Origin of the sequence: Paraburkholderia sp. GAS82 (assembly GCF_050436285.1) — a bacterium.
GTDB lineage: Bacteria > Pseudomonadota > Gammaproteobacteria > Burkholderiales > Burkholderiaceae > Paraburkholderia > Paraburkholderia phenazinium_B.
This window is the reverse complement of record NZ_JBNDLX010000003.1, coordinates 614,778-637,705: the sequence shown is the minus strand read 5'-3', so window position 1 is coordinate 637,705 and position 22,928 is coordinate 614,778. Positions and strand designations below refer to the sequence as shown.

Sequence of the window (22,928 nt, the reverse complement as noted above, 5' to 3'; positions counted from 1 at the left end):
AAATCAATCAGCGAGAATGGTCGGCTCGACCTGACGCTTTAGCTTGATGGGCGGCACGCGGCGGCTTTGCCAGATCGAAGCTACAGCGACGATTGCAGCGAGCGCAAGACCCAGATGAATCGCCGACACCAGCGATTCGCGCGCCGACTCCAGCAGCACCGCGCCGTTGTGTCCAGCATGCGCTAACTGACCGAGCAGCGTGGCCTGAGCATCATGGTTGATGAGAATTTGCGGATCGCCCATATCCGGGAACCACTGCGTCGCCTGATCGTGTTCCAGCGCGCTGCGCACGCCGCTCGCGTACATATGCGTGACGAGCGTGCCGGTCAACGCCGTCCCGATCATGCCGCCGATCATCCGCAGCGATTGCAGCAGCGCCGTTGCAATGCCGAGATGCTCGCGGCCCGCCGTCTGTTGCGCGAAGATGGTCAGATTCGGCATCACGAAGCCGAGTCCCAAACCGCCGAGCACCATGAACGTCATCAGCAGCCATCCTGGCATGGCGCGCGTTGCTACCACCGCGCCGAGGCATGACAGCGCCATCAGCGTGAAGCCGATATACAGCATCAGATTCGGATTGCTCACGCGCGACACGATCCGGCCATTGGCAATGCTGCCGATCGTAATGAACACGACGAGCGGCGTGATCACGAGACCCGCTTCTTTCGGTGACATGCCGAAGCCGCCCTGGAACAGCAACGGCGCGTAGAACAGCAACGAGAACATCGAGAAGCCGCCGAGCACCGCCAGCGTGAACAGCGCGGCAAGGCTGCGATTGCGGAACATATCGACAGGCAGGATGGCGGTGGGGCAACGCTGCTCCCATTTCCACAGACTGTATGCAGACGCCACACTTGCGACCAACAACGCGACCGAGGTCAGCGACACGCCGTGCTTGGGCAACATTTCGACGAACAGTTGCAGGGAACCGAGCGAGATTGCAATCAGCAACGCGCCCGGCCAATCAAGGCGCATCTTGCCCTTATGCTCGACGTGCCGCAAATGCGGCAGAAAACGCCAGACGAAGAAGAGCGACAGCAGACCGACCGGCAGATTGACGTAGAACACGGAGCGCCAGCCATAGTACTGCGTGAGGAAGCCGCCGAGCGACGGCCCAATGGCGTTGGCGATGCCGAACGCCGAACTCATCAGCACCTGCCAACGCAGGCGCACGACTGAATCGGGGAATAGATCGGGAATGCAGGCGAAGGCGGTACCGACCAGCATGCCGCCGCCGATACCCTGCAGACCGCGCGCAAGGACCAGGAACAGCATGCTGTTGGCCATGCCGCAGAGAACCGAAGCACCGGTGAAAACGATGATCGACGCGATCACGAACGGTTTGCGCCCGTAGTAATCGCCGAGCCGCCCAAAGATCGGCACGGTAATGACCGAGGTCAGCAGATACGACGTGGCGACCCACGCGTAAAGCTCGAAGCCCTTGAGCTCAGCGACGATCGTAGGCAGCGCCGTGCCGACCACGGTCTGGTCGAGCGCGACTAGCATCGTCACAAAGGAAACGCCGAGCATCGCCATGAGCGATTCCCGGAACGGTAAAACTTGCCCACTCGAATGGTGAGCCGCGGTATGGACAGCCATGTTTTTTGATAGCGCAACGGTTGACGCGTCAAACAATGGGGAATCATAGCATGTTATGGCGCTCTAAACTGGCTGTGTTGGCGTTCATCCGGTGCGCCGACGGTCAGCTAATTACAGAATTTGCCCGCCACAGGGAGGCACATGGAGTCCACTTCGCTCGCCGAACAGAGCTTGTCCGCCGAGGATCTGCGCGCGCTACGACGCGCGAAACACGAGCTGGAAAGCCCGGCGCTGGCGATGAAACTGGCCAGCATCGTCGGGGCGCCGCTCGAAAAGCTCCTGTCGCGGATGCCGGCCATCGCCAACGAGAAGGTGAACGATGCAACCCAGCTCGCGTTACGCAAGTGCCTGCAGCTCGCTCTACGCACGCTCGGGCGGCACGACCCTGACGCGCCGCCGCTTGCGATTCCCGACCGGCCGAGCAATCTGCTGCACAAGTTCGCGGTGGCGACAACCGGCGCGGCCGGCGGCGCGTTCGGGTTGTTCGCGTTGCCGGTGGAATTGCCGGTCACAACCACATTGATGTTCCGCTCGATCTGCGATATTGCGCGTAGCGAAGGCGAAGACCTCTCGTCAATCGACGCGCAGTTGCAATGTCTGACGGTGCTGGGGATGGGCGGCACGTCGAAAGCCGACGACGACGCCGACTACGGCTACTTCATCATGCGCGGCGCGCTGGCGCAGGCGGTCTCGAAGGCGTCGGCGGAGATCGCGACCAAAGGCTTCACCTCACACGGATCGACGGCGCTGTTGCGCCTCCTCAATACGATCGCGTCGCGCTTTTCCGTGCAGGTCAGCGAACAGATCGCCGCCAAGTCGATTCCGGCGATCGGCGCTGTGCTGGGTGCGATGGTCAACACTGTCTTCATGGACCACTTCCAGCTGGTCGCGCACGGCCATTTCACTGTGCGGCGGCTCGAGCGGCAATATGGACCGGAACTCGTGAAGACCGCCTATCAGACCATCGACATCGCGCTCGACGGTTGAGCGCTGCGCGGGCCCGCTACCTCGCGCACAAAGGCAGCGGCGCCGTCGAGCGCGCGGCGGGCCTCGGGAATGAAAGGCGTGAAGATCTGCCAGACGTGCGGCATGTTCGGCCACACCTGCAACTCGACTGACACACCCTCGCTGCGTGCGTTCTCGGCTACCCGTCGCGAGTCGTCCAGCAACACTTCCGTGCTGCCGGCCTGAATGAAAAGCGGCGGCAGGCCGTGCAGATCGGCATAGACCGGCGAGGCATACGGATGCGTGGCTGGCGTATCGCCAAGGTATAGCTTTGCAGCCCGGCCGATCGCAGGACCGCTGAACATCGGATCGGCCCCATCGTTGATGCGGATCGACGCGCCGCTCGCGGCCAGATCGGTCCATGGCGAAAACAGCACGCCGCCTGCCGGCAAAGGATCACCGGCGTCGCGTAAAGCAACCAGCGTAGCGAGAGCCAGGCCGCCGCCCGCGGAGTCACCCGCAATCACAATCGATTCCGCCGGCCTGCCGCTCGTGAGCAGTTGCCGATAGGCGGCCAACGCATCGTCGAGGGCAGCGGGAAAGCGTGCTTCAGGCGCGAGCCGATAGTCGAGCGAAAACGCCGGTGCACCCGAGCGTGTCGCCAGGCCGAACACAATCGAGCGATGGGAACGCGGCGAGCAGAAGTAATAACCGCCGCCGTGCAGATAGAGAATGGTGGGGGTATCGACAGCGCCGGCTGTCTCGCCGCTGCCGGCGGCCGGCTCGAACCACTCGCCTCGTAACGTTTCGCCAGGGCCGTATTGTTCCCGCAAGCGCCAACCCGCAGGCACTTTCGGTGACCAGGCACGTTTCGCCGTAAGAGCACGCGCACCCTCGACGCTGATCTCGGTCTTTAATGTGGCCGGTCGAAACTGCCGGCGCAGGTACCAGCACGCGAGCGCACTTTGCCAACTCATCGGGACACCCTCCATGAATGGTCAACCGTCATGGTACGTGGGTTCGCACAATGATCCGCTGGATGGGCGGTTCTAATCCTGCGACGATTCATGCACGCCCGCCTGCTACGCAGCGGACAAATGGAGAGCAGCAGGCCGCGCAACGACTGCTAGTTGGAAGGTCGTACCTGACCGCGAATCTCACCCATCGGGTTCTGCGCGGTGTGGATATTGAAGTACCACTGACCGGCCATCAGGTCGGTCACCTGCTGGTCCGTCAACGTGGCGGAGCCTTTGATCGGACTGGCAAGCGCGCTCTTGTCGATCGGGATCTGAATTTTTGCGTTCTGCCCGACCGGTGCTGGGCCGTGAAAGTGTGCGGCCGAGATGGGACTCGACAGATCCGCATAGGTGACCGTCCACTGCAACGCCTTGGTGGACGTATCGAAGGTGGCGTCAAGCATGCCGTGTGCGTGGCTGACGCGCGGTGGGACTTCGCTCGACGGCTCGAGATCCGCCTTCAGCGCCACCGTGTCTGCGAAGGCGATCCCCGACGCCAGTGCCCAAAAAACAACGCCCAGACTGAGTTTCCGAATTGCATTCATATTTTTCTCCGGACTTGGTGCACCGCCGCACCACACATGGGTCGCGCACGGAGCCACCCCATACTAGTGTAAATCGCTGGCCGACGTGGGGCTTGGCGCGCAGGGGCCGGACGCCCGTCTTTCTTACAAAATCAGAAAATAGATAATTGCGAGATTCGGATGCAATCAAATCGCTGCCTGGCGCTATGCTTCAGCCAGCGAGAAGTGACTCCTTCACCGAAGGATGTCTCCAATCTTTAACGCGGCTTCGGCCGCGTTTTTTTTCGTCTGGGCAAATGTGAAGGGAATACGCTGACCAAGCCAGCCCGGTCAGCTACCGCTCACCAGTCAGCTATTTGAATCACTGCCTCGCTGCTATGCGAGCAAAGCGGCCTGCTCTTCGATGCCATCGAGCATGGCGTTGCATTTCTGGACGAGCGCCATGCCATCTGCGCGCAGCCGCTCCGGCGATTTGCCGCCAAGGCCGCTTCGGTATTGCTCCAACGCGGCGAGCAACGGCGCGTACTGCAACACGCCCGCAGCGCCGGCAACCCGGTGATGCCATTGGCGCAACTGAGCGACATCCACATGATCGAGCAACGGCGGCAACGCGCGAACGTCGTCGCGCACAGATGTCACAAACGAGTCGAGCAGCGCCTTCACCGTTGACTCGCTGCCCCACAACTGCGTCATGTGAGCGAGATCCACAGGCACAAACGCCTCGACAGGCTCCTGACCTTGGGCCACGGCGGCCGGTGCGGTACTGACCGCTTCGACCGACGCAACTTGACGCACAATCTCTGTACCGAACCAGCGGCTCAGATGTTCGCGCAACGTCGCGAGACGGGTCGGCTTCACGAGGCAATCGTCCATGCCGGCGTCGCGGCATTGACTCAGATCCTCAGGCGCAGTGTTGGCTGTGATGCCGAGAATGGGCAGATGCGATATGCCACTGCCGCCGAGACGGCCCTCTTCAGTTTCACGCACACGCCGTGCAAGTTCGTAGCCGGACAGGTTCGGCATGTGACAGTCGGTGATCAGGCATCCGTAGCGGGTCTGTTGCAGCGCGGCGAGTGCTTCCACGCCATCGTTCACCACGTCGCAGGCAAATCCGAGCAAGGCCAGTTGATGACGGATCAGTTCCTGATTCACCGGATGGTCTTCCGCCACAAGAATCAGCCGGCCGCTCGCGATGGCGCGTTCCCTGTCGGGAGGCACCATCGCCGTTTCCGCAGACTCCCGCGCGCGCGGTGCGGGAGTCGACAATCCCGTGAGTGAAGCGGCGCATGCTGCACCGAGCCCGCGCCAGGAGATGGGATTGATACTCACGCGCACCGCGTCGTCCAGAACGCGGTATCCGGTAGGCTTGGGCTTTTCTGTCAGATAGACGACGCGCGCACGTGAGCGCACGGCGGCGGGCACTTCCAGCTCCTCGCCGAGGAACACCAGTTCGACGTCGTGGAGCGCTGCCGGGTCGCTCAACTCTGCGGCACCCTGACTGACCCGCCGCAACTCGATGCCGAGCGCCCGGCCAAAGTGCACCAGCGCCTGTGCGACACGTGCGTCGGAGACGGCGACGATTCCTCGCTTGCCGCGCAAACCACTGACCTTATAGTGCTGCGCCTCGATGGGCATCACCACGCGCACGGTCATGCGGGTGCCTACCCCGGGCGTGCTCTGCAGGTAGAGCGCGCCGCCCATCAGCGCAATGAGCTTGCGGCAGATGGTCAGACCAAGTCCTGTGCCGCCGAAGCGCCGTGTTGTCGACGATTCAGCCTGCACGAACGGTTCGAACAAGGCCGCCTGAACCTCTGGCTCGATACCGATTCCTGTATCTTCCACGCTCATCTCGAGCGTCTGGGTCTGTTGTGTCTGCTCCGCGACGGCGACGCGCACGTCAACCTCGCCGGTCAGCGTGAATTTGATCGCATTGCCAAGCAGGTTGAACAGGATCTGACGCAAACGCACGCTGTCGCCGCGCAAACTGGCCGCAACTTCGGGCGCTATATCGACGCGTACCTTGAGGCCCTTTTCGTGCGCGCGTCCAGCGAGCAACCCCACAGCGTTGTCGACCAGATCGCGCATGTCGATCGGTTCCGCCTCGAGGGTCAAACGGCCGGCTTCGATCTTGGAATAGTCGAGCAGGTCGTCCAGGATCTGCAGCAACGCACCGGCGGACTCATGGATCATGCCCAGCATTTCGCCCTGATCGGCATTCAGCTGCGTACGTTCGAGCACTTCGACGAGGCCTAGCACGCCGTTCATCGGCGTACGGATTTCGTGGCTCATCATCGCCAGAAAATCGTCCTTGGCACGCGAGGCGGCCTCGGCGAGATCGCGGGCCCGTGCAAGTTCCTCCGAACGCGCGTGCTCCGCGCTCGCATCGACCCAGTATCCGCTCCACACCACGCTGCCCGCTGCTTCACGACGCGGCACCAGTTCGGCGCGCACCCACCGCAGACCGTCGGAGCCTTCAGAGCGAAACTCCATGTGAATCGGGGTCTCGGAGCGCGCCGAGCGCTCGAGTTCAGCCAGCACGCGCGGCCGGTCTGCCGCCCACACGCGCTCGAAATCGATGTCACCGGGCTTCGCGAGCGTGTCGCTGTCACCGCCCAGCAAGTGCCGCGCATTGCCGCCGATGTAAGGAAACGAGTAGCGGCCGCGCTCGTCGCGCCGCAGTTGAAAAACCACCGCCGGCAGCGAGCGCGTCACGTCAAACAGGCGCCGCTCGTTTTCGCGGGCTAGCATCTCGGCGCGCCGGATATCGGTGATGTCGACGACCGTGCCGAGCACGCAGGAAGGCTCGCCATCCACATCCCGGCATAGGTTGGTCCAGAACAGACCGATCCGCATCTCGCCATTGCGGTCCGCAAACTCAAGCTCGAGCTGGAAACGCTCGCCATTTCTGAGCATTTCGCGCGTCGCGCTTTCCAGCTTGCGGCTATTGTCTAGTCCCCACGCCTGCACATCCCGGCTCGTCCGTCCCAGCACCGCCTCGCGCCGCAAGCCTGAACTCACCTCGTAGGCGCGATTGATCGCCATGTAGCGTCCGTCGAGATCTTTTGCGACGAGCGGATAAGGCACCATCTCCATCATCGTCTGCTGGAAGTTGAGCTGTGCCGCCAGTTCGCGCTCGGTCCGCTTTCGCAACCGCACCTCACGCTGGAGCAGCAGGTAGGCGCGCAGGGTCACCGCCAGCGCTACGCCGATGCCTATCAGCAAAGGCAGCAGACGCAGCCATGCCTGCTCGGAGGGTGTCAACACGACACGCCGCGCGGCGTAGTCAGATGGCGGATCGAAACTCGTTCCCAACCAGCGAGCGCGGATGGCGGCCTCATCAGCCGGATACATGGCGGCCAATGCGCGGTCCAACGCGTCGCGCAAGACGGGACGATTTCGCGCCACGGCAAAGCGCAGTTCGCTGGGCCTGCTGCTGTCCTCGAAACCGATGCGCAAGCCGCGGAACTCGTAGTTCGCGAGCGTGTACTGAACCGACGGGGTGAAGCCGAAATAAGCGTCCGCATCGCCCTTTGCGACGGCCCGCAACGCCGAGGCGGTGTCTGCGAACGCCGTGATCTGGGCGTGCGGAAAACGCTCGCGCAGCACCCGGTCCATCGCAAAGCCCTTCTCGACCGCGATCCGGGCGTTGGCGAGCTGCGTGGCATCTTGCACGGCCTTGTCGTCAACCCTGACGACGACCGACGTTGAGGCCCGGAAATAAGGTGCGGTAAAGCTGAGGCTGTGCTCGCGCTCCGCAGTGCGCGCCATGCTCATCACCAGGTCGACCTTGCCGGACGAGAGGGCCGCGAGCAGTTGCGGCATATCGGGATAGGTCTGCGTCTCGATGACGACGTCCGGTCCGACGAGCGCCCGCAAATAATCGCCGCTCAAGCCGGTAAGGCGCCCATCGTCGACTGCTTCGAAAGGCGCCCATCCGTTTGCGAGCATGCCGACGACGAGCCTGGCGGGAAACGCGCCACTCGCCGGCGCGGGAGTGTCCGTCGGCAAACTGGCCGCAAGCGCGAACGGCGCGACGAAGAGCATGACGCACACCACAGCGGCCTGCAGCAGATGCCGCAATAGTGCGCGTACAGTCCAGCGCTCTGACGCGTTCACGACAGGTAGGGATCGCTCCGCAGAGGAGCGGGAATCAAGCGACCTCACCTTGCTCTCCGCTCTGGCCGCCCCGGCTTGCGCGTGGCTTGCCCCACAGGCGCGCGTACAGAACGCCGGCGGCGATGCCCCCGGCCAGCGGTGCCGCCCAGAACAGCCAGAGTTGATCCAGCGCCCAGTCGCCGACGAACAATGCCGGCCCCGTGGAGCGAGCCGGATTGACCGACGCATTCGTGACAGGCAATGCAATCAGATAGATCAGCGCGAGGCAGGCGCCTTTGACGAGTGGCGAAACGGAGCGCGAGACGTTTCTGCGCGACATCAGCAGGTTCGTCATCACCAGAGCGAAAGACATCACCAACTCGATCACCAGAGCGGAATGAAACTGATAGTCCGCCGGGGAATGATCACCGAAGCCATTGGCACCGAACTCGCTTGCTGCCAGCTCGAACCCCGGGCGCCCGCTCGCCACGTAAGCAAGTAGCGCGGCGCCAGCGATCGCGCCGAGGATCTGGGCGGCGATGTATGGCACCAGATCGCGAATCGGGAAGCGATTGGCAACAGCCAGGCCGACCGTGACGACAGGGTTGAAGTGGGCACCGGACAAGCGCTCGAGTGCGTAAGTCGCGGTAGTGAGCGCGAGCCCGAAAGCGAGTGCCACCTGAAGTACACCGTAGCCCGGTTGCGGCGCTGCTGTATTCAGAACGATGCTGCCGCATCCCACGAACACCAGCCATGCTGTGCCCGCACCTTCGACCATTAACCGTTTAACCAGGGTCATTACTTCTCCTCCCGCTCTCCGAGTTACACGGTGCGAAAGAGCGCACTTGGCGCCGGCCCGCGGCCATGCAGATTCTCTAATCAAATTTGCATGCCGAATCATCTTTTCGTGAGAGGTCATTGCAACCACTCATGAGACGCATGCCACTCGAAAGTATGGAAGAGCGACGCACATCTACTAATCGGACGACTCCTAAATCAGCGGAACTACCCGACAATGCCTGGGGAGTTCTCTCACAGGCCCTCAGGTCAAACCAATCTGGTGTGCGTATTGGATCAGGGCCGTATCGGACTCGAGCCCAAGCTTGCGCATCGCACTTCGCTTTTGCGTGCTAATGGTCTTGCCGCTGCGCTCGAACCGCAGCGCGATCTCACTGATAGGCATGCCTTCTATATAGAGTCGCAAGACCTCCCATTCCCGCGCACTCAGAATACCGGCACGCGGATGTGGGAAAGCTCCCGCCTGGCTGAAGACGGCTTTCACGCTAGCTGATAGAAAGTTACGTCCTGCGACTGCGGCGTCGATCGCTTCCGTCAGCGCATCGACGATATCGCGCTTGTCGACGATGGCCGATACACCCAGATTCAACAGACCGGCCAACGTGGGAGGATTGCAGATCATGGTCAGCACCACGACGCGCGGATGCGGCGCATACCGCAAGATGCGCCGCAGAATCGGCGTGGCGTTGTTGAGACCGTCGATATCCGGCATGCCGATATCGGACACCACGACATCACAGGGGCACGTGTCGACCAGTTCAGCCAGCGTTTGCGCGTCGGAAGCCTCGCCGACGATCGACAGGTGGGGCACACTTTCCAGCAGATGTCGCACGCCGGCGCGCACGCAGCAATGGTCGTCGGCCACAATGACTCGAGTAGTCGGATTCATCGTTTTGTTGTGTTGTTATCTGACGCTCCGTGCACGCAGTGCATCCCCCGGAGTGGCCAGGTATTTTTCTTACCGCCGCGCAGAATCAGCGCGCGCGACGCCGTATCGGATCAGCGCCGGCCTTTCGGGAAATCGTCGGACAGCACGCCATACTCGACGGAAAACTTGAATAACTCGGAGTCGGTGCGTAGCGCGAGTTTGCGCATGGCGGTACATTTCTGCGCGCTGATCGTCTTGACGCTGCGGCCAAGACGCGTGGCGATTTCCGTCACGCCTATGCCCGATGCGTATTGCTTGAGCACCTCCAGTTCCCTCGGTGACAGGAGTTCGCGCACGAAGTTCAGACGCCGCTCCACGGTCGCTTCGGCGATCAGCGCGCGCACCGCTGGCCCCACATAACGCTCGTGAGCAAGCGCACTGACAATCGCCACATGGATCAGATCGACCCGGTCGCGCTTGCTCATCACTGCATCGACACCTAGCGACAGCACATGCTCCAGCGCATCCGCATCCGTCTCCATGGTCAGGACGACTAGCGCCACCTTCGGGTGGAGCTTGCGAAACCGCCTGATGGTGCCGAAGCCATCTCCTCCGACGCTGCCCGGCATGTACAGGTCCATCACGGCGAGATCGCATTCCAGGCGATCGGCCTCGCTAAACAGCTCAGCTGTGTCGGATGCCCTGCCGACAACCGCTACGTTGGGAAAGCCAGACATCAGGTTCTCGACGGCCAGCAGGACAAGCGGATGATCGTCCGCGATGATGGCTCTAATGGGTGTGCTTATGTCGACGCTTGCGTTCATGGTGTCTGGCTCCCCCAGTTCTCGTTTACCAGTGCTCTCTAACGGAACAACTGGACTAGAGGCGAGCATCAAACATTTGCCAGGACACAAACATCGGATTGCTCCGAAATGCTCACCGATGGTTGCTTCTACAACCGTTTTAATTCGCAATCCGATTTAATCGTCAGACGCCACCCTTGGCTTTGACAAGCGCATACAGACCAGGATCAGTGGTGACACCGAGCTTCGTCATGGCAAAGCGTTTCTGTCGGCGGACGGAGCGAATATCGCGTCCAAGCGCGAGAGCGATTTCAGATACCGACTTGCCTTGTACGAACATTCCGATCACTTCCGACTCTCGCGTCGACAAATGACGCGTCCGCGGCGCGGCGTTCGATTCAATTGGAAGTTCGTTGAACGCTTCGAGGATAGCCCGGCCGATGTACGGGCGACCCGTGCTGGCGGAACGCATCGCCGTCACCAGTTCATCCATCGGCTCGGTTTTGTTGAGTATGCTCACCGCATGATCGGATGCGGCCGAACGAAGAACGGCCGCGTTCGTCAGGTTGGTCAGCACCACCAAACCAAGCGCTGGCCAGTCATGGCGAATGCGCTGGATGAGACTCAAGCCGTCCGCCATCGCGCCGCTGGACTCGGGCATGTTCAGATCGGTGACGAGCACGTCACAAGGGACGTTGCGCAGCAGGTCGATCAAGCTGGCTGGGCTCGTCGCCTCGCCGACGATCGTGATGTCGCGATGCGCAGAAACCGCGGACCGGACCCCAAGCAAAACGAACGGATGATCGTCCGCCAGGATGACACGAATGTTCACCATGATGTTCTCTCGATTGTTGTATGTGTATGCGCATCGTTCGCTTCGACAAAACGCTGTCAGGCGCGACCCTGACCTGGCTCGAGTCGGCTCGGTCCGACTCGGCACACGGCGTCGAAGCGGCGTGGAATGCGCCTCCATAAAACCATCTGATGAACACGATTTGAATCGGAGCTTTCCGAATCAATTCACAATTTCGACCGCAGTTCCTAAAGCGAGGAATGCAAAACTTTATCTGCAGGAGTAAAAAAACCTCTTGCGTTAAACCCGAATCTGAACCCAAACCTGAACCGCTTACGGCTCGCACCGCACCTGCGCAGACGTCGCGGCGCGAGCGCCGGCAACCACCGCACGCGGGAACACTGGCAACGCGATCAACGCACACGCACTGGCGAGTGCCCACACCAGCGGCCAGGAACCAACGGAGAGCAACAGTGGAATGACCAACGGTGTCAGGAACAAGGTCGAAAACGCAAACGTATTGCCCATTGCGAGCGCAGTGCCGGCGCGACGCGTGCCGGCCAGTGTCGCGAGTTCGGTGAAGGCAACGCCATGCCAGGCCGAAGCGCTCACGCCACCCAGCAGGATCAGTACGATGAGAACCGCCGTCGACGCCGCGAAATGCGCGCCGGCCACCACGGTCGCGAGCGCCAGCACCGCGAATAACCCAGCCGTTATCAGGCAGCACGCGCGCATATAGGCTCGGCGGTTGCCGCGCCGGTCGGTCCAGCCACCGCTCCAGACACGCGCGATCGCGGCGCCGCCTTGCAGGGCCGCCATCGTCGCGCTGATCAGCAACACGCCGACATGCGTGAAGTCGTGCAGAAACACTGTGCCAAACGTGACTACCGCGATCTGCGGCATGCACAGCGTGCCAATGCCCAGTGCGACCCGCCACACACGCGCATCGCGCAACGGGCTGACCATAGTTGCGCTCGAAGTACTCACTGCGTCCGACACCACCGCCCCGGCAACGCCAGGCCGACTGTCGGAATGTTCATGTACCGATGGCTCATGCAGCCAGTACCACGCGAACGCTGCCGTCACCGCACATAACAGCGCCAACACTCCGTACACGCTGGCGAAACCGAAGTGCGCCGCGAGCGCCGGCAACATCAACGCGCCCACACCGCCGCCTGCGGGCACGGCGGTCTGCCGGATGCTCATGGCCAGTCCGCGCTCGCCGTCACGGAACCATGCCATCACCGCACGGCCACTCGAACCATTGACACTCCCGCCCAACAACCCGACCAGCAGCAGGCTGGGCGCCAGCATCGTGAGACCCGGCACGTGTGCGCCGCCTGGCACGACGAACAACGCCATGCCTGCCAGCGCGACCGCCGTCGCTCCCAGGCCGAGCAACAGAACCTTCCGGTCACCCCAACGGTCGGTCAGGAGCCCCCACGGCAGCTCGCTGAGCGCAATGCCAAGCCCAAGCATGCCGAGTACCAGTCCCAAACCGCTATTGCCGATGTGGTAGCCCGAGCGCAGAAACACCGCGGTCGTCGGGATCCCGGAAAACGCGGCCGAAAAGCTCGCATTGGCGGCAAAGCCCACCCCCAGCACCTTCCATCTGTGATTTGCGCCGCGTGCGCGGGACGCCTGTGCCGCAACCAAGGAACCGCTTCCCATGATGCCTCCCGCAAAGAAGAATTGCGGCCATCGTACGACTGGACGAACCATCGGAAAAGCCGGAAAATCGGATCACTTCCATCGGATAATCCGAATCATGAACTGGCGTGGTTTCGATTTGGGCCAACTGCGAACTTTCGTCGCCGTGGCTGAGGCCGGCAGCGTGTCGGCGGGTTCAGCGCGGGTGTTCCTGTCGCAGTCGTCGGTGAGCGAGCAGTTGAAGAAACTGGAGGAGCGCGTGGGCCAACCGCTGTTCGTGCGCAGCAAGCAGGGCGTCGCCGCGACCCAGGCCGGCGCGCGGCTGCTCGATCATGCGCGCCGCATTCTCGCCATGAGCGAAGCTGCGTTCGACGACCTGCAAGGTCACTCGCTCGACGGCGAGCTGCGCATCGCCATCACCGACTACTACCGCCCGCACGACATCGCCCGTATTCTGAAAACGTTCTCGGAGCAATATCCGCGGCTGAAACTGCACGTCACCGTATTGCCAAGCGCGGTGATCGACGAGCGCGCCGGAGACGACGCGACATTCGATATCGGCCTGTCGTTGCGTCTCGTGACACCGGCTAACCGGCGCGGCGCGGCAGGCGGCGGCCGCCCGCAAGGGGTCGTCGTGCGGCGCGAGAAACTGTTGTGGGCCGTCGCAGCCGATGCCGATCCGCGCGTGAGCCAACCGTTCCCGCTGGTACTGCTACCGTCCACGTGTCAGTTGCAGCGCTTTGTCGTCAAACTGCTCGACGATCTCAACGTCGCCTACCTGATCTCCCATTCGGCGTCGGGCGTCGCGGGTCTGCAACTGGCATTGAAAGCCGGACTCGGGATTGGATGTCTGAACGAATCGTCGATCGGTCCTGGGGTTGTCGCGTGTGCGCCGAGCGTGGGCCTGCCGGCGCTCCCCGCGGTCGAATTTCACCTCCTGCCGGGACGTACGGGAGAAAGCGAACGCGTCAGCAGCGCGCGCGCCGCTTTGGTGCGGCTGTTTAGTTGAAGCACCAGACCCGCGCAACTGCCTCATTGGGGTCACCTCGCAGCAACAGAAAAAGCGACGTTGAAAGCGCTGAGGATGCCGCCTATGATTAATCAGCTTTTATATGAGTTACCTGTCCGCAAGCGCTGACGGTAGCTGCAGACGATCCAACAGGTAATCAAACGGGATTTCGAAAAAGTAAATGCCCGGCCCCGTTGTTTCGCACTCCGCATAAACTCACCTCAATTCGTTCCGATTCACAGTTTCGCTGTCGCGGTCTAGAGCAGGTTTGAAGGGCTGTCATGCATCGGCTGGTTGCATGCATGAAAACCAGACGTCAACAACACGTCCCCCGAGGCTTGGCGTGCATCGAAGAACTATCGAATCGTCGATTCTGTTTGTGGCTTTCACCACGTGGGCCTGTACGACGCTCGCCGCCACTGACGCGGACGCCCCCATGCCATCGGCAATGGACCAGCGGGTGCGCGCCTGCACCTCCTGCCACGGTGTGCAGGGACAGGGGCGCGACAACGACTACTTCCCGCGCATCGCAGGCAAGCCTGCCGACTATCTGTTCAATCAGTTGATCGCGTTTCGCGACGGCGGGCGGACCTATCCGCCAATGGGTTATCTGATCGCCTTCCTGCCCGACGACTACCTGCACAAGATCAGCGAGTACTTCGCCAACCTGCAGCCGCCCTACCCGAATGCCGACACCGGCAACATCTCGCCTGCGGTACTGCAGTACGGCGAGCGGCTCGTCACGCACGGCGACCCGGCCCGCAAACTGCCAGCATGCGCGGCCTGCCACGGCGCGAGGCTGACTGGCGCGCAACCCGGCATCCCGGGACTGCTCGGTCTGCACGCGAGCTACATCGCCGGACAGATGGGGACCTGGCGTTCCGGTACGCGCCATGCGGTCGCGCCGGATTGCATGCATGCGATCGCCGTCAAGCTGACCGACAAGGACATCACCGCGGTGTCGAGCTGGCTTGCCCGTCAGCCGAGGCCGGACGATCCACGGCCGGCCTCGTCGAGCAACGGCACGTTGCCGTTGGCCTGCGGGAGTCAGCCGCAATGAAGCCGATCTCCGCACATATCGCACGGGTTCCAGGGACGAGTCGCCGCGCGTCTGCGCGTCTCGCCGTCATCGGCGCCACCGCCGTTGTTTTCGCACTGAGCGCCTCGCATTCGTCGTTGATGCGCAACGCGTCCGCTGCCGCAAGTACTACCGCAACGAGCGCCACGCCAGCAACCGCAGCAATCGCCGCCAACACAGGCGCCGATACCCGCCCTGACATCGTCAAACGCGGCGAGTACCTCGCGCGCGCCGGTGATTGCATCGCCTGCCATACCGCGCCGCGCGGCAAGATGTTCGGTGGCGGACTCGCGATGGAAACGCCGTTCGGCACGCTCTACTCACCGAACATCAGCCCCGACGCGCAGTACGGCATCGGCGCATGGAGTCCGGACGCGTTCTTCCACATGATGCGCACGGGCATCACACCGGACGGCAAGCTGCTCTACCCCGCCATGCCGATCGCGCAATACACCAAGGTCACGCGTGAGGACTCCGATGCGATCTTCGCCTATCTGCAATCGGTTCCGCCGGTGCGTGAGCCAAGCCATCCGCAGTCGCTGAAATTCCCCTTCAACCAGCGCAAGCTGCTGCTCGGCTGGCGCACGCTGTATTTTCGCGAAGGCGAGTACAAGCCGGATCCGACCCACTCGGTGGAATGGAACCGCGGCGCGTATCTGGTCGAAGGACTCGGCCATTGCACGCTGTGTCACACGAAGATCAACCTGCTCGGCGGTTCGTCTCAGCGCGACCAGTTTGCCGGTGGCCTGATTCCCGTGCAGAACTGGTACGCACCGTCGCTCACGTCCGATAAGGACGGCGGTCTCGGCGACTGGAGCGTGAAGGACATCGTCGATCTGCTGCAGGCCGGCATCTCCGATCGCGGCGCGGTCTACGGTCCGATGGCCGAGGTGACCTATCACAGCCTGCAGTACATGACCGACGACGACATCAAGGCGATGGCGGCGTATCTGAAGACGTTGCCCGATAACGACCGTGGTCGCAAATCCGGGCCACCGGCGCACACCAACACCAAAACGTTCGAACTCGGCGGCCAGATCTACATGGATAAGTGCGCGCTCTGTCACGGCCACAACGGCGAGGGCCAGCTGCAACATTACCCGCCGCTCGCGAGCAACCAGTCGATTGAAATGAATTCGGCCGTCAACCCGATTCGCATCGTGCTGAACGGCGGCTTTCCGCCAGGCACGCAACGCAATCCCGAGCCGTACGGCATGCCGCCGTTCGGCCAGGAGTTGAGCGATACGGACGCCGCCGCTGTCGTCACCTACATTCGCACTGCGTGGGGCAATCATGGCTCGCCCGTGACGGAGCGCGAGGTCAACGAACTGCGCAAGGCACCACTGCATTGAGCCGCGAGGCACACCCGCCGCGCGAGCGCATGAACTGATCTAAACAAAACGTTGCCCGAAGGAGATCCTTCAGATGGACGTCAACGAGAATCCGAGTGCAGCGCCGCCCTCCGATGAAGACATCGAACGCGTGGTGGCGGCCGGACCGCACGGCGCGATCGCCGTGGCCGGGATCGCCACGCTGATCGTGATGGCGATCTGGGTCGGCTTCTATCTCTTCGTCTTCCTGCCGCGTGGAGTCGTTCACTGATCATGGCGACGCCCACTCCTTCTCCTGACCATCCAGGTGGCGCCCATGCCGTCGCCCTGCGCGCCGAGCGGCGCTGGGCGATTTTCGCGTCGGCGCTGATCCTGTTGATGCTGGTGATCATCGTGTTTTCCGGCCTGCATTGGGCCATGATGCCGCCCTCGCGCGTCGAGACCGTGGACCCGACGCGCCTGCAGTTAAGCGGCGAATTCGTCGACGACAATCTCGGCTCCGCAGTCGAAGCCGACGGCTCGGTCGTGGTGCGCTTTATTGCCCAGCAGTACTCATTTACGCCGCAGTGCCTGCTGGTGCCGGCCGGTACACCGGTCACCTTCCGCACCACCAGCGCGGATGTCGTGCACGGCCTGCTCGTCACGGACACGAACATCAACACGATGGTCGTGCCGGGCTACATCTCGACGCTGGAAACCAGCTTCGCACAGCCAGGCGATCATCTGATGCCGTGCCACGAATTCTGCGGCTTCGGCCATCAAACGATGTGGGCGCACGTGAAGGTGATCGACAAGGACACCTTCTTCGCAAGGGCCAAGCAATCAAGGAGGCTGAGCTGTGTTTCTCGCTAAGCGACTCGTTCTCGCGCACTTCTGGCTCGCCTTCATCGCGTTTCTGATCGCGCTCTTTCTCGGCTCGTGGCAGATGCTGGTCAGAAGTCCGTTGCTGCCGTGGGTCGGCAATCCTGAGCTGTACTACCGCTCGGTCACCGCGCACGGCACGGTGATGGCCTATGTATTGCCGACTCTCGTGGCGATGGGTTTCGGTTATGCGATCGTCGAGCTCGCATTGCGCCAGCCACTGGTAGGACTCAAATGGGCGTGGGCCGCGTTCTTTGTGCTGGCGGTGGGAGCAGTGGTCGCCATGGTGCCGGTGTCGATGGGGCAGGCGTCGGTGCTGTTCACCTTCTACCCACCCATGATAGGCAGTCCGCTCTATTACATCGGCGTGGTGCTGGTGGTGGTGGGCTCATGGATCTGGGTCGCGCTGATGCATGTGAACCTGCGCGTCTGGAAGCGCGCCAATCCCGTCAAGCCGGTGCCGCTGGCGATGTTCGCGAACGTGGCAGGCGCGTATCTGTGGGCATGGACAGCGATCGGCGCCGCGCTTGAAATCCTGCTGCAGATTCTGCCGGTCGCATTCGGCTGGAAGACCACCATCGACGCCGGTCTCTCCCGCGTCCTGTTCTCGTGGACGCTGCATGCGATCGTCTACTTCTGGCTTATCCCCGCGTATATCGCGTACTACACGATGGTGCCTGGCGCGATCGGCGGACGGCTCTACAGCGATTCGATGGCGCGCGTCTCGTTCATCCTGTTCCTGATCTTCGCGATGCCGATCGGCATTCACCATCTGTTCGCCGATCCGCAGGTCGGCGCGGGCTTCAAATTCCTGCACGCGGTGTTCACCGGGATGGTGTCGGTACCGACCTTGCTCACCGTGTTCACGATCTGCGCGTCGGTTGAGATCGCCGGCCGCCTGCGCGGCGGCAAGGGCGCGTTCGGCTGGCTGACCGCGCTGCCGTGGCGCAATCCAATGATGCTGGTGCTCGCGTTCTCGTTCGTGATGCTGGGGCTGGGCGGCGCGGGTGGCCTCATCAACATGAGCTACCAGTTGAACTCGACGATCCACAACACGCAATGGGTCACCGGTCACTTCCATCTGATCTTCGGCGGCGCCATCGTCATCATGTACTTCGCGATCGCCTACGAATTGTGGCCTCAGCTCACCGGACGCGCGCTGTGTTCGCTGGGTCTCGTGCGGACCCAACTATGGCTGTGGTTCATCGGCATGATGGTCGTGACGCTGCCGTGGCACTACGTCGGCCTGCTCGGCGCGCCGCGACGCATGGCCTACTACGACTACAACGCGCCAGGTCTCGAGCAGCAGGCAGTGTGGGTGGCGATGTCGGCGATCGGCGGTTTCGTGCTGGTGATCTCCGGCGTGCTGTTCATCTACATCCTTGCGAAATCGCAGTTCGGACCCCTCACACAGCCCAAGGAATTTCGCTTTAGTCTCGCCATCCATCCGGTCGATCACGTGCCCGCCGCACTGAACAGCTTCGGCCTATGGGTTTCGTTGATGATCGCGCTGACAATCGTCAACTACAGCGTGCCGGTCTTCCAGTTACTGCGGCTGCAACAGACTTCCGTGCCGGCGGTCGTCGTCGGAGCGCAGCGATGAATCACGAACGGGTCTTCAGCTTGCGCAATCCATGGTTCGTGACGAGCGTAGGCGGAACGCTCGTGCTTGCAGTGATTTCGATCCTGATCGGCTTTATCTGGCTGCCGTCAGCCAACAGCGATTTCACCGGACACGGCTTGTGGGCGACCATCTGCAGCGCGGCAGGCGCACCGTCGAGCTGGTACGGTGGCGGAGCGAACATCGCGGGGCCCGCGCCAAGCGACGTGGTGGTGTTGCCGCCGGCGCGCTATGCCAATCCAGACGCGGTTTCGATTGGACGCGGCGCGACCCTCGCCACGCAGAACTGCTCGATGTGCCACGGCGTGCTCGGCACCGTACAGGTGACGGCTCCTGCGTTGGCTGGCCAATACGCCGATGTGATCTACAAGGAGTTGCGCGACTATCAGAACGGACTGCGCGCCAACGCGATCATGCAGCCGATCATCCACAATCGCAGCGATCAGGATCTGCACGATCTGGCGGCCTATTACGCCTCGCTGCAGCGTGCCGCACCGGCAGAACCCGGCGCTACCGACACTGCTCAGGATGCCAGCGCGGTCAGGCTCGCCATGCAAGGCGACCCGATCCGCAATATCGCACCGTGCGCAGCATGCCACGGGCAACTCGACCGCAAAGGCGCTGCGCCATGGCTAGGTGGACAATCGTCGATCTATCTGACCGCGCAAATGCAACGCTTTGCGAGCGGAGAACGGCATAACGACATCAACGAACAGATGCGCAACGTCGCGCGGCATCTGACGCCGGAGGAAATCGACGGGCTGGCGAAGTACTATGCAGCGCAGCCTTGACATCCCGGCGGCCGCGCGCAGTCAGCGGCACAGTTGCGCCGCTCATCACACGCTACGCCGCTACCGGTCTTTCAGTCGACGGGCAGCAGCGACCGCTCTACGCCGCGACCGGCTCGGTGCGGCCGACGCCCGTGTGCGCGCGGCCCGTTGCCGGTGACCGCAGGGACGCAGCGCCGGAGCCCGATCCAGTACGGAACACCGCGACCGCAGACGTCAAACGGCGCGCCTGATCTTCCAGCGAACTGGCAGCCGCCGCAGCCTGCTCCACCAGCGCCGCGTTCTGCTGCGTGACTTCATCCATCTGCGCGACGGCGAGATTGACCTGATCGATGCCGGTGCTCTGCTCCGTCGCCGCAGCGGCAATCTCGCCCATGATCGCGCTCACGCGAGCAATCGCGCCGACGATTTCCGTCATCGTCGTACCCGAACGCTCGACCAGTTGCGCCCCCGTCTGCACGCGCGCGGTCGAGTCGTCGATCATCGTCTTGATCTCTTTGGCAGCACCGGCGCTGCGCTGCGCGAGCGAGCGCACTTCGCTCGCCACCACCGCGAAGCCGCGGCCTTGCTCGCCCGCGCGCGCCGCTTCGACCGCTGCATTGAGCGCGAGGATATTGGTCTGGAATGCAATGCCTTCGATCACTCCGACGATGTCGGCGATCCGGCGCGAATCGTCCACCATGTGATTCATGGTGCCCACCACCTGCTGGGTCAACTCGCCGCCCTGCGCCGCCAGCGTCGAAGCGCCCTGCGCCAGCGAGCTCGCCTGCTTGGCGTTCTCGGCGGTCTGTTTGACGGTGGAGGTCAGCTCCTCGATGCTCGCCGCGGTCTCTTCGAGCGACGCCGCCTGCTCTTCCGTACGCTGCGACAGGTCGGTGTTGCCGGCAGCGATTTCGCTGACGCCCGTATCGATCGATTCGGTACCCTGACGAACGATATTGACCGTCGAGATCAGCGAATCCTGCATCTTGCGCAGGGCTGCTGCGAGCTTGCCCATTTCGTTGTCGCTGATGACTTCGATGCGGCCCGTCAGGTCGCCCTCGGCAATCCGCTGAAACTGCCCGATGGTCGCATCCACCGGGTGCACGATCGCCCGCACCAGCACGACTCGCGCAAGCCACGAAAACACCAGCGCCAGCACCATGCCCACCGCAACCGCAACGCTGATTGCAAAGAAGCGGTCCTGCGCATCCTGATAGCGTTGCGCGCCGTGGTTCAGTTGCAGTTGCTCCAGCGTGAGCATCGCCTTTTCATAGGCGTTGTAGAGCGAGGGCAGTTTGTGCGCCTGCAGTTGCTGGAAAGATGTCTTGTCGCCCGACTTGAGCGCGGCCATCGCCGGTTCGACGCCTTCGTGCAGAAAGATGTCGCGCTTGTCCTGCATGTCCTTGATGAGACGTTGCTCTTCGTCACCCGAACCGGCGCGGCTGACATAGTGAGCAAGGCGGTCGTTTGAGATCTTCAGATACTGGTCGAAGCGCTGCAGGACCGCCGACGCGCCATCCTGATCGTTCAGGTCGGAGAGCGAGGCGTAGGTAGCCAGCGCAAGGCGCAGACGCAGCAACTGGCCGGCGCTGCCCTCGAGATCAGCGACGGCTGGCGTATCTACCGTGTACATCTGCTGCAGCGAGTCGTTACTGGCACGCAACGACAGCAGACCCGCCGCCGCCCCGATTAGCAGTACGACGCCGAAGAAGGCGACCATCAAGGTCAGGCAGGTGCGGATTGACAGCTTGTTAAGCATTTGGGCAAATCTCCATTGGGCGACCTGCCGGCGGTTAGCGAGAAGCTCCGGTCAGGCGTGCTGCGCCCAAGCCCCCTCGGCCAGGTCCGCAACTTGATTAAAATTTAAGCGAACGCCCCACAGGATGGACTACGGCCGTTTTGCCGAAAACTTTATGGTTCGTCAGACAATTACCCTTACCGATTCTCTTCACGACACGCAATCCTGGATACTGGTAGCCTTGCAAACCTCGCGCCGGCTGGATGCCGACGCCCTACCGGACCGTGCTCATGCTCCGCGCCCTTGCGACCTTGCTGGTGTTCCAATGCCTCGGTGAAGGCGTTTCTTATCTGTTCAAGCTGCCGGTGCCGGGGCCGGTGATCGGCATGCTGTTGCTATTCGGCTTTCTCATGCTGCGCCCGCAAGTCGCAGACGCGATCGAGCCGACCGCGCTGGAACTGCTGCGTCATCTTTCGCTGCTGTTCATCCCGGCAGGTGTCGGCATCATGGTGTCGGCCGGCAAGGTTCGCGGCGATGCGCTGGCCGTGGTGGTCTCGCTCGTCGTCAGCACGACCCTGGCGATTGCCGTCACTGCGCTCGTCACTCGAGCGTTGCTGCGGCGGCAGCGCAACGAACCGGCTGCGCAGGAGCGTGCGCAATGAGCGCGATTCCCAAACTCGGCGCCATCTGGGTCTATCTCGCCGCGAGTCCGCTGCTCGGGCTGACCATCACGCTGCTCGCCTATCTGGTTGCCCAGGCCCTGTATGCGAAGTCGCGCTTCAACCCGCTCGTCAATCCGGTGCTGATCGCGGTGGCGTTGCTCGTGATGCTGCTCGAAATCACCGGCACACCCTACGCGACCTACTTCGAAGGAGCGCAGTTCGTCCATTTCCTGCTCGGGCCGGCAACGGTCGCGCTGGCGCTGCCGCTTTACCGGCAATGGCCGAAGCTGAGGCGCGCGGCGTGGCCCTTGATCGGCGGTCTGGTGGCGGGTTCATTGACGGCGATTGCGTCGGCAGTGGGCGTGGCGGCGTTGTTCGGCGCTTCGCATCAGACCATCGCGTCGCTCGCGCCTAAATCGGTGACGACGCCGATCGCGATGGCCGTGGCGGCCGAGATCGGCGGTATTCCGTCGCTGACTGCCGTGCTGGTGATTACGACCGGTGTGTTCGGCGCGGTCTTCGCACGCTCGATCCTGAACCTGCTGCGCGTGACAGAACCCGAAGTGCGCGGCTTTGCGCTCGGCGTGGCCTCGCATGGGATCGGCACTGCGCGTGCCTTTCAGGTGAGCGAAGAGATGGGGGCGTTCGCGGGACTTGGAATGGGCCTGAACGGAGTATTCACGGCGTTTGTCGTGCCGGTGCTGCTGCCGGCGATTGCGCCTTGGCTCATGCGTTGAGCCAAGGCGGCGTTTCGTCGTCGTGCGTGA

20 protein-coding genes are annotated in these 22,928 nt (G+C 62.6%); 10 read left to right on the top strand and 10 right to left on the bottom strand.

Features of this window, described 5'->3' with window-relative positions; genetic code table 11:
* Positions 1 to 3 precede the first annotated feature (3 nt).
* Positions 4 to 1,599 (bottom strand): MDR family MFS transporter, encoded by a 1,596-nt coding sequence (locus P3T17_RS13235; protein WP_074263347.1) that lies wholly within the window; start codon positions 1,597 to 1,599, stop codon positions 4 to 6.
* Positions 1,600 to 1,740: 141 nt separating this feature from the next.
* On the opposite strand from P3T17_RS13235, the gene P3T17_RS13230 reads away from it, so the two are divergent.
* Positions 1,741 to 2,586, top strand: a complete 846-nt coding sequence (locus P3T17_RS13230; protein ID WP_074263346.1) for an EcsC family protein — start codon at positions 1,741 to 1,743, stop codon at positions 2,584 to 2,586.
* Here P3T17_RS13230 and P3T17_RS13225 read toward each other — a convergent pair.
* The 8 genes from P3T17_RS13225 to P3T17_RS13190 form a co-directional block, all read right to left on the bottom strand.
* A complete protein-coding gene (locus P3T17_RS13225) occupies positions 2,556 to 3,521 on the bottom strand; it encodes an alpha/beta hydrolase (RefSeq protein WP_429407106.1) in 966 nt (321 codons plus the stop codon). The two genes, P3T17_RS13230 and P3T17_RS13225, sit on opposite strands and share 31 nt — an antisense overlap.
* A gap of 149 nt (positions 3,522 to 3,670) precedes the next feature.
* The gene (locus tag P3T17_RS13220; RefSeq protein ID WP_074263344.1) at positions 3,671 to 4,105 is read right to left on the bottom strand and encodes a CHRD domain-containing protein; all 435 of its coding nucleotides are present in this window, start codon (positions 4,103 to 4,105) and stop codon (positions 3,671 to 3,673) included.
* Between the two features lie 354 nt (positions 4,106 to 4,459).
* Positions 4,460 to 8,128, bottom strand: coding sequence for an ATP-binding protein (locus tag P3T17_RS13215; protein ID WP_429407218.1), 3,669 nt, complete (start codon positions 8,126 to 8,128; stop codon positions 4,460 to 4,462).
* A gap of 106 nt (positions 8,129 to 8,234) precedes the next feature.
* Positions 8,235 to 8,978, bottom strand: coding sequence for an aquaporin Z (aqpZ, locus tag P3T17_RS13210; protein ID WP_429407105.1), 744 nt, complete (start codon positions 8,976 to 8,978; stop codon positions 8,235 to 8,237).
* A gap of 243 nt (positions 8,979 to 9,221) precedes the next feature.
* Positions 9,222 to 9,866 (bottom strand): response regulator transcription factor, encoded by a 645-nt coding sequence (locus P3T17_RS13205; protein WP_074263341.1) that lies wholly within the window; start codon positions 9,864 to 9,866, stop codon positions 9,222 to 9,224.
* Positions 9,867 to 9,976: 110 nt separating this feature from the next.
* A complete protein-coding gene (locus P3T17_RS13200; RefSeq protein ID WP_074263340.1) occupies positions 9,977 to 10,669 on the bottom strand; it encodes a response regulator transcription factor in 693 nt (230 codons plus the stop codon).
* Between the two features lie 163 nt (positions 10,670 to 10,832).
* Positions 10,833 to 11,483, bottom strand: a complete 651-nt coding sequence (locus P3T17_RS13195) for a response regulator (protein WP_429407104.1) — start codon at positions 11,481 to 11,483, stop codon at positions 10,833 to 10,835.
* A 291-nt stretch (positions 11,484 to 11,774) separates the two neighbouring features.
* On the bottom strand, positions 11,775 to 13,112 hold the full coding sequence (locus P3T17_RS13190; protein ID WP_429407102.1) for an MFS transporter: 1,338 nt from the start codon (positions 13,110 to 13,112) through the stop codon (positions 11,775 to 11,777).
* 97 nt (positions 13,113 to 13,209) lie between these two features.
* On the opposite strand from P3T17_RS13190, the gene P3T17_RS13185 reads away from it, so the two are divergent.
* From P3T17_RS13185 to P3T17_RS13155, 7 genes are all read left to right on the top strand, one after another.
* The gene (locus P3T17_RS13185) at positions 13,210 to 14,100 is read left to right on the top strand and encodes a LysR family transcriptional regulator (RefSeq protein ID WP_429407100.1); all 891 of its coding nucleotides are present in this window, start codon (positions 13,210 to 13,212) and stop codon (positions 14,098 to 14,100) included.
* Positions 14,101 to 14,443: 343 nt separating this feature from the next.
* Positions 14,444 to 15,160, top strand: a complete 717-nt coding sequence (locus P3T17_RS13180) for a c-type cytochrome (protein WP_429407099.1) — start codon at positions 14,444 to 14,446, stop codon at positions 15,158 to 15,160.
* On the top strand, positions 15,157 to 16,530 hold the full coding sequence (locus P3T17_RS13175) for a c-type cytochrome (protein WP_429407097.1): 1,374 nt from the start codon (positions 15,157 to 15,159) through the stop codon (positions 16,528 to 16,530). The genes P3T17_RS13180 and P3T17_RS13175 overlap by 4 nt, the downstream gene beginning before the upstream one ends.
* Positions 16,531 to 16,603: 73 nt before the next feature.
* Positions 16,604 to 16,780 carry a hypothetical protein gene (locus P3T17_RS13170; RefSeq protein WP_167379371.1) on the top strand — a complete coding sequence of 59 codons (177 nt, stop codon included), beginning with the start codon at positions 16,604 to 16,606 and terminating at the stop codon, positions 16,778 to 16,780.
* Between the two features lie 2 nt (positions 16,781 to 16,782).
* Positions 16,783 to 17,361 (top strand): cytochrome C oxidase subunit II, encoded by a 579-nt coding sequence (locus P3T17_RS13165; protein WP_429407096.1) that lies wholly within the window; start codon positions 16,783 to 16,785, stop codon positions 17,359 to 17,361.
* Positions 17,348 to 18,973, top strand: a complete 1,626-nt coding sequence (locus P3T17_RS13160; RefSeq protein ID WP_429407094.1) for a b(o/a)3-type cytochrome-c oxidase subunit 1 — start codon at positions 17,348 to 17,350, stop codon at positions 18,971 to 18,973. Before P3T17_RS13165 ends, P3T17_RS13160 begins: the two co-directional genes overlap by 14 nt.
* Complete coding sequence (locus P3T17_RS13155; RefSeq protein WP_429407093.1) at positions 18,970 to 19,782, top strand: c-type cytochrome; 813 nt, start codon at positions 18,970 to 18,972, stop codon at positions 19,780 to 19,782. Before P3T17_RS13160 ends, P3T17_RS13155 begins: the two co-directional genes overlap by 4 nt.
* A 97-nt stretch (positions 19,783 to 19,879) precedes the next feature.
* Here P3T17_RS13155 and P3T17_RS13150 read toward each other — a convergent pair whose 3' ends face one another.
* Positions 19,880 to 21,520, bottom strand: coding sequence for a methyl-accepting chemotaxis protein (locus P3T17_RS13150; RefSeq protein WP_429407091.1), 1,641 nt, complete (start codon positions 21,518 to 21,520; stop codon positions 19,880 to 19,882).
* A 269-nt stretch (positions 21,521 to 21,789) separates the two neighbouring features.
* Here P3T17_RS13150 and P3T17_RS13145 point away from each other — a divergent pair, with 269 nt between their 5' ends.
* Positions 21,790 to 22,161 (top strand): CidA/LrgA family protein, encoded by a 372-nt coding sequence (locus P3T17_RS13145; RefSeq protein ID WP_429407089.1) that lies wholly within the window; start codon positions 21,790 to 21,792, stop codon positions 22,159 to 22,161.
* Positions 22,158 to 22,898 (top strand): LrgB family protein, encoded by a 741-nt coding sequence (locus tag P3T17_RS13140; protein ID WP_429407088.1) that lies wholly within the window; start codon positions 22,158 to 22,160, stop codon positions 22,896 to 22,898. The genes P3T17_RS13145 and P3T17_RS13140 overlap by 4 nt, the downstream gene beginning before the upstream one ends.
* The last annotated feature ends 30 nt before the right edge of the window (positions 22,899 to 22,928 follow it).